6 protein-coding genes are annotated in these 7,061 nt (G+C 54.6%); all 6 read right to left on the bottom strand.

All coding sequences use genetic code 11. The annotated features are described in order from the left end of the window. On the bottom strand, window positions 1-684 hold a 684-nt coding region (gene rlmN, locus H8Q75_RS04965), incomplete at its 3' end, for a 23S rRNA (adenine(2503)-C(2))-methyltransferase RlmN (RefSeq protein WP_297040843.1). Window positions 685-742: 58 nt separating this feature from the next. Next, on the bottom strand, window positions 743-1,867 hold the full coding sequence (locus tag H8Q75_RS04960; RefSeq protein ID WP_297040842.1) for a TPR domain-containing glycosyltransferase: 1,125 nt from the start codon (window positions 1,865-1,867) through the stop codon (window positions 743-745). Further along, window positions 1,867-2,082, bottom strand: coding sequence for a regulatory protein SipA (sipA, locus tag H8Q75_RS04955; protein ID WP_297040841.1), 216 nt, complete (start codon window positions 2,080-2,082; stop codon window positions 1,867-1,869). Before sipA ends, H8Q75_RS04960 begins: the two co-directional genes overlap by 1 nt. Window positions 2,083-2,174: 92 nt before the next feature. Next, the gene (locus H8Q75_RS04950; RefSeq protein ID WP_297040840.1) at window positions 2,175-2,549 is read right to left on the bottom strand and encodes a cytochrome c; all 375 of its coding nucleotides are present in this window, start codon (window positions 2,547-2,549) and stop codon (window positions 2,175-2,177) included. Between the two features lie 105 nt (window positions 2,550-2,654). Continuing rightward, complete coding sequence (locus H8Q75_RS04945; RefSeq protein ID WP_024124181.1) at window positions 2,655-3,998, bottom strand: four-carbon acid sugar kinase family protein; 1,344 nt, start codon at window positions 3,996-3,998, stop codon at window positions 2,655-2,657. A 479-nt stretch (window positions 3,999-4,477) separates the two neighbouring features. Beyond that, window positions 4,478-7,061: methionine synthase (gene metH, locus H8Q75_RS04940; RefSeq protein WP_297040839.1), on the bottom strand; the 2,584-nt coding region annotated here is incomplete at its 5' end.

The raw sequence follows: 7,061 nt of genomic DNA, 5'->3' as shown, positions 1-7,061 counted from the left end.
GGGATAGTGTTTGGCACTGGGAATGAGTTGCTCCCGTAGGGCTTGGTTGGGGGCATGGAGGCTGACGGCAAGGGTGGTTTGCAATTGGTGCTGTGCCAGTTGCTGAATTTGTTGGGGAATGCCCACGGTGGAAATGGTGATGTGCCGCTGACCAATGCCAATATCGCGATTGAGACAGGTGATTGCCTGGAGAACGGCAGGTAAGTTTAACAGGGGTTCGCCCATGCCCATAAATACCACATGGCTGACACGGCGCTCCATTTCACTTTGGATCGTGAGCACCTGATCCACGATTTCGTGGCAGGCCAGATTGCGGCGGTAGCCCCCTTTACCGGTGGCACAAAAATCACAAGCCATTGGGCAGCCTACTTGGGAAGATACGCAGACCGTCAGGCGATCGCTACTGGGAATGCCTACGGTTTCAATGGTTTCACCATCGGCTAAGGTCAACAGCAGCTTTACGGTGCCATCCTGGGCATCATGGCGGTAGCGAATTTCTGAGCGGCCAATCTCTACACCTGTCAGGGCATCGCGCCACTGTTTCGGAAAGACAGTGATCTCTTGGAGCGATCGCGCCCCCTTTTGATAGAGCCACTGATGGAGTTGTTGCCCGCGATAGCCGGGCTGTCCTTGGGCTTCTACCCATGCTTTCAGTTCTGCTGCGGACTGTCCCAGCAGTGCCATCCTGTTTAACTGCTTTACTTTCCTATTTGATCCTAGCAAACTACTAACCTACGCTTTTCTAAATTTTCTGAAGTTGCTGCAAGTATATCTGGGCAGGGGTATAGCCAGGGTTAAATTCAAGGGCTTTTTGAAAGTAGGCAATGGCGCGATCGCGCTCCTGAAGGGTCATATAGGTGTAGCCCAAACTGTAGGCGGGCTGGGTGGTCATCCACTGGCGATCAAAGGGTTCAGCGCGATCGTAGGTTCCCTGCTCAAGGAGATCTAAACAGCGGTGAAAGTAGGGCAGCGCCCCTCGCTGCAGGCCCAATTCAAAGATAAGTAGCCCCGCTACATAGAGCAGGGGCGGATAGCGATCAAAGAAGCGCAGGCCATAGCTGAGGTAATACTGGGCGGTTTCGTAGTCCTTGGCTTCAAAGGCGCGGTAGCTAACCCAAAAGAGAAGATGACGGAGCCATGTGGTGTCCCTAGGGAGTATCCCCTGTTCGACGGCAGGGGCAATCTGCTCGAGGGCTTGTTCGTACCATGCTTGGGAGCGATCGCTATCGCCACAGGCGGCGTAGTGATCCCCAAGGCAGACCAAGTTTTGCAGGCGGCGATCGCCCTGCTGCACCATTTTTTCAAGGATCGGGATATTGCGATCGCGAATTTTGGCAAGGAATTGCTCTTGGCTTTCTTGGTTGTGGTGAATGAGATAAACCCCCTGCAATTGACCCACCACCGCTTCTCGTTCTCGATAGTAGAGTTGCTCATGGAGGGCGCCGGCAAAATGGAGGTCGGGGAAGCGGCGGCCAAAGCGCACATTCCAAAATTCACTCCAGTTGCGATCGCTAGACTGTTCACGGCGCAGCAGACTCCACTGATTCATGGCATGGGCACCCGGCGCCGTCAATTGGTCTTGCCAGTTGGCATCCGTAACCACCAATTCTTCATCGGCATCAATGTAAAAGACCCACTCCCCAGTGGCCTGGGCTAAGGCGGCATTACGGGCGGCTGCAAAATCCGCTTGCCAAGCAACGGCATGGACGTGGGGTGTAAATTCCCGAGCAATGGCGATCGTCTCATCGGTGGAGCCTGTGTCCACAATAATGATTTCATCCACCCAAGGCTGAACCGACAGCAAGCAACGCCGCAATTGATGGGCCTCGTTTTTGACAATCATGCACAGGGACAGCAGGGGAGCCATTAAACCCGCTTCAAATACTTGGCTTCCAGCAAAAAGGCACCCCGCTCGAGCCGCACCACCCAATAGTTTCGCGGTTGCTGGCCTAGAATAACCCCTTCTTCACCGAGGGTGAGGATACTGGCGGGACGCAACATTGGCATTGGTTCCGCTGTTTTCACATAGGGTGGCAGTTCCACAAGGCGAACGCGATCGCCCACTGCAAAGACTTCTTCCATTCCCACCAAAGGATGCTCGAAATTGGCAATGCTAATAACACAATTTTTAATTTAATATACCAGCTTTACCTGGGGGATTTTTGTCAAAATTTTTAGAGTGTCTTCAAGTAGCTTAATAGGTCAGCCATGTCTTGGGGCTGGGCTTGAAACTTGGGCATGGGCGGGGTATTGCCACTGATAATTTGCTGAATGAGCTGTACCTGCGATCGCCGGTGGCTAATCTGCACGAGGCTAGGGCCGACTTCCCCCTTGCCATCAATGCCATGGCAACCCGCACAGTTGAGGATGAAAATTTGTTCGCCGCGACTGGGATTGCCCACCGCCGCCCGTACAGCTTGAATGTAGGGATCCCGCAGGGGCAACAGGAGAGCCAACATCCAACCGCCGCTCACCAGCAGTACGACTAAAACAGGCAGTAGCCACCGCCATACCGTTGATTTCGCCCCAACCGTGTTGACTAAACTCATTCACTTATCGGGAAAGATTAAAAATTGTTTATTATTGTTGCAACTGCATTCTAAACCCTGAACTCAGCGAGATTCAAGGGAGTGGGGAATCATTCCTAATCATTCCTAAATTGCAGTGCCACTGCCCTGAAAGCGATGATAGACCGTGCGCAGTGCCTCGCGATCGCCCACATTACCGGGGAACAGCACCACGGGTAATTCTGGAAAGCGGGGATGATCGGCAGCGGTGCGCACCACGGAGCAGCCGGGAATCACTTGCCCCAAGAGGCGAACCGTGGCCAGGTTTAAGCCCTTACTGAGCACATCGTTGGAAGTGATGCCTCCTTTGCTGATCAGATAGCGCAAATCGGCGGGGAGCTGCTGAAGGATCGCCATCAGCACTTCAGAAACCCGCTGCCCAAAGGCTAAGCGTGTCGGTGCATCTGCAAAGGTGAGTTCCTGACGGCTGGTATAGATGACAGGGGTTTTCCCCTGGGCGATCGCCCGATCCACCGCCGCCAAGACCTCAGCAATCATTTCTGCTTCAGCCACCGCACTGTCCCGCAATCGTGCTACGGGCACTTCAATGGAAAACACATCGGGTTCCTTCAGCAGGGCGGTCAGTTGTTCAGTGGTTTTGCGCACATGGGAACCCACTAAAACTGCCCCATAGCGCCCAGGGCGGCAATAGGTGGCCATTGCCGCTGGCGGGGTGGGTTGGGGGGGCAGTTGTGCGAGGGCAGTCAGTAAACTGGCAGCACTGCGGAACAAAAAGCGTTTTCCTTGACTGGCCACCTGGAGCACGGCCGCAGCAAACTGATCCAAATCCCCTTGGGTTTCAGCATCCACAACGGCGCAGACATTCCCCTGCAAGCGGGCTAAACGATCGAGCAAGGCCGCTGGGTGCCGCAAATCCGCCAGTAAAAAGCGTTCTACAGCGCCGGCTGGAATTCGCCCTTGGGTCTTTTCGGCCACATAGTCGGGCAAATAGCTGTGGCGGTAGCCAAAGACAGAATCGCGAGCAAACTCAGTTTCATGGACAGGCACAGGCTGACCCTCGACCATGAGGTAGTGCTGGCTATCGCGGGTAATGCGCCCCCCCTCCAAAAAGGCAGGCACTAGAAAATGGGCATCAAAGGGACCCAGTTCCGCAGCAATGATATCCGTTTCGAGGGGATAGTGGCCGCGGAGGGTGGAGTCGGAACGACTGACAATCATGTAATCGGTTGTGCCCGTTTGGGCGATCGCCTCCTTGAGATGACGACAAACCCTGCGCGTCACCTCTGCTGCCATTTCTGCTGGCAAGGCACGGGTATTGGTGAGGATAAAAAAGATGGGTACGCTATCAGCAAGGCCACGACAGAGGGTATCCACATCCCAGCGGGTCAACAGCAGGCAACTGTGCACCGTTTGTGAACCGGTGGGGTCATCATCTAGGACAATAATTTTTGGGCGCGTCACCGCGGGCATCTCCGGCACTCTTTACGTTTGCAGTTTATCATTGGGGCGATCGCTGATCTCAATCAATAGCAATTGCATTGGCTGGACTCCACCCTTGCAATCAGAGTTGCTAAGGGATGAACTTGCCGCCGCCGATCAAAACCTGCCCTCTGGTTTAGCGGTGGACCGATAACCCAAATGACTCGGTTCTTGCAAGGAGGGAAAGATCAAGTCTATACCGCCACGCATCAAAGGGAACCAGCAACCCGCCACCATGACTCGACAACAGGTTATCCCTAGGGGATCAGGAGAGTTCACCTAGAACCCGTGGCAGTGCCCCAAGTCCCTGCCCTCGTTGAGGGACTACAAGTGCCCAAAAATGCTGGCGAAACATTGAGAGACAACTGGTTGCTGCCATTGGCCTTGGGAGGCGTCAGGGGCAGCTAGTCCTCAAAGAACTGCTCACCCAACAAGGTTTTCGCTCCGATTGGTCCAAGGAAAGCTGGGGCTTAGACGCTAAAATACTTGGCGGTGGGATGGTAGCAGATAATGGCTGTCGTGGATTGCTCAGGGTAGAGTTGTTCGCTCTCGTCCATGTACATGCCGATGCGATCGCTATTAAGGAGTCGCAGTTGCGTATATTGGTCCTGCATATTGGGGCAGGCAGGATAACCAAAGCTATAGCGGGAGCCTTGGTAGCGCTGGGCAAGAATATCGCGAATGGACTCGGGATCAGGGGTGCACCCCAACTCGCGGCGAATGCGGGCATGACACCACTCGGCGAGGGCTTCAGCCGTTTGCACCGCCATCCCGTGGAAGTAGAGGTAATCACTGTATTGATTGGCGGCAAATAGCTGCTGCGCCACTTGGGTGGCAATTTCACCAACGGTGACGGCCTGCATGGGAAAGACATCAATGATGCCCGATTCCACAGGAGCAAAGAAGTCGGCAATACACAGACGACGGCCACCCTTTTGGCGGGGGAAGGTAAACTGGGCGATCGCCCGCTCAGGGACACAGGCCTCTTTATCCCCTACCCTTTCGGGATCATAGATATAGACAGTGTTGCCCTCACTTTGGCAGGGGAAGTACCCATAAATCAGTTCAGGATGGAGCAGGTTTTCAGCAAGGATGCGCTGTTTCCACTCCTCAAGGATGGGATAGACCTTCTCCGCAAGGAAGACGTTGTAGGTGGCACGGTCTTGATCCTTAGGTTTACGAAACTGCCACTGACCTGCAATCAGGGCTTGGAGATCCAGATAGGCAAAGACCTCAGAAAGTGGAATCTGATCCGGCTTGAGGTGACAAATGCCCCAGAAGGGGGGTGTGGGGCGGGGAATATCTACAGCAACAGCTTCAGAGCGGCGGGTATCCACCACTTCTGATGTGTCGGGTTCAGCAACCGAGGTGGGTTCGGGGGCGATCGCGGGTGTGCTCCCTGCCTCTGGGGTGGAGATCGTTGTACCATCCAAAAATCCTTGGCGATCGTCCCACTGACCTGCGGCCTTTGCACTCATTAGCCGATCCATAAAATGCAAATCGGCAAAGGCATCCTTGCCGTAGATCACTTGACCGTGGTAGGTGGACCGGCAATCCTCATAGACAAATTTGGGGGTGAGGGCAGCTCCCCCCAAAATGACGGGAACGGTAATGCCCCGCTCATTAAAGACCTCGAGATTTTCCTTCATAAAGGCGGTGGATTTGACCAAGAGGCCACTCATGGCAATGCAGTCTGCCTGATGCTCCTCATAGGCTTGGATGATATTTTCAACCGGCTGCTTAATCCCCAAGTTAATCACGCGATAGCCGTTGTTGGTGAGGATAATATCCACTAAGTTTTTACCAATATCATGGACATCCCCCTTCACGGTGGCAATGACGACGGTGCCCTTGGCAGTGTCCCCGGTGGCGGATTTTTCCATAAAGGGTTCGAGGTAGGCCACAGCCGCCTTCATCGTTTCTGCCGACTGCAAAACAAAGGGAAGCTGCATCTGCCCAGAGGCAAAGAGTTCGCCCACCACCTTCATGCCGTCGAGCAGGAATGTATTGATAATTTCAAGGGGGGCATAGGTTTCAAGGGCCTTGGCAAGGGTCTCCTCGAGGCCAAGGCGATCGCCATCAATAATGTGGCGTTTGAGCCGCTCCTCAAGGGGCAGGTTTTCCACTGGGGAGCGATCCTGCTTGGTGGTCTTGCCCTCAAACAGACGAGTCAGTTCCGCAAGGGGGTCATAGACACACACTTCCCCCTCAAATCGCCGTCGGTCGTAGATGAGATCACGGCAGACCTGCTGCTGCTGTGGCTCAATTTTGGCCAAGGGCAGGATCTTGGCAGCACTGACGATCGCAGCATCCATGCCCGCCTGCATGGCCTCGTGGAGAAACATTGAGTTGAGGACTTGGCGAGCTGCTGGATTTAAGCCAAAGGAGATATTGGAAACCCCCAGCAGAATATGGCAGCCGGGGAGTTCAGCGCGAATTCGCCGAATGGCCGCAATGGTTTCTCGACCATTGCCCCGATCCTCTTCAATCCCTGTGGAAATTGGCAGTGCCAGAGGGTCAAAGAAAATTTCCCAGGGGGGAATGCCGTAGTCAAGGGCTGCCCTGTAGGCCCGTTGGGCAATGGCAAACTTTTTTTCAGCCGTTCGCGCCATCCCCTCTTCATCAATGGTACCGATGACCACGCCGGCGCCGTAGGTTTTTGCCAGTTCTAGGACCTTATAAAAGCGGGGTTCACCATCCTCAAAGTTGGTGGAGTTCAGCAAGCACTTGCCCCCGGCCACCTTCAGACCCGCTTCCATCTTTTGCCATTCAGTCGAGTCGAGCATCAGGGGCAGCGTTACGTTGGTAACCAGCCGCGATACCAGCTCGCGCATATCCCGCACCCCATCGCGCCCCACATAGTCCACGTTGACATCCAGGATGTGGGCACCTTCACGCACTTGGGCACGGGCCAGGGCAACGAGACCATCCCAATCTTCGGCATTGAGGAGATCGCGGCATTTTTTGGAGCCACTAGCATTGAGTCGCTCACCAATAATCAGGAAGGAATTCTCTTGGTCATAGGGCTGAGGACTGTAGATGGAGGCGGCAGCG

This window comes from Thermosynechococcus sp. OHK43 (assembly GCF_014466085.1).
Lineage (GTDB): Bacteria > Cyanobacteriota > Cyanobacteriia > Thermosynechococcales > Thermosynechococcaceae > Thermosynechococcus.
This window is presented reverse-complemented; position numbering and strand designations above follow the sequence as displayed.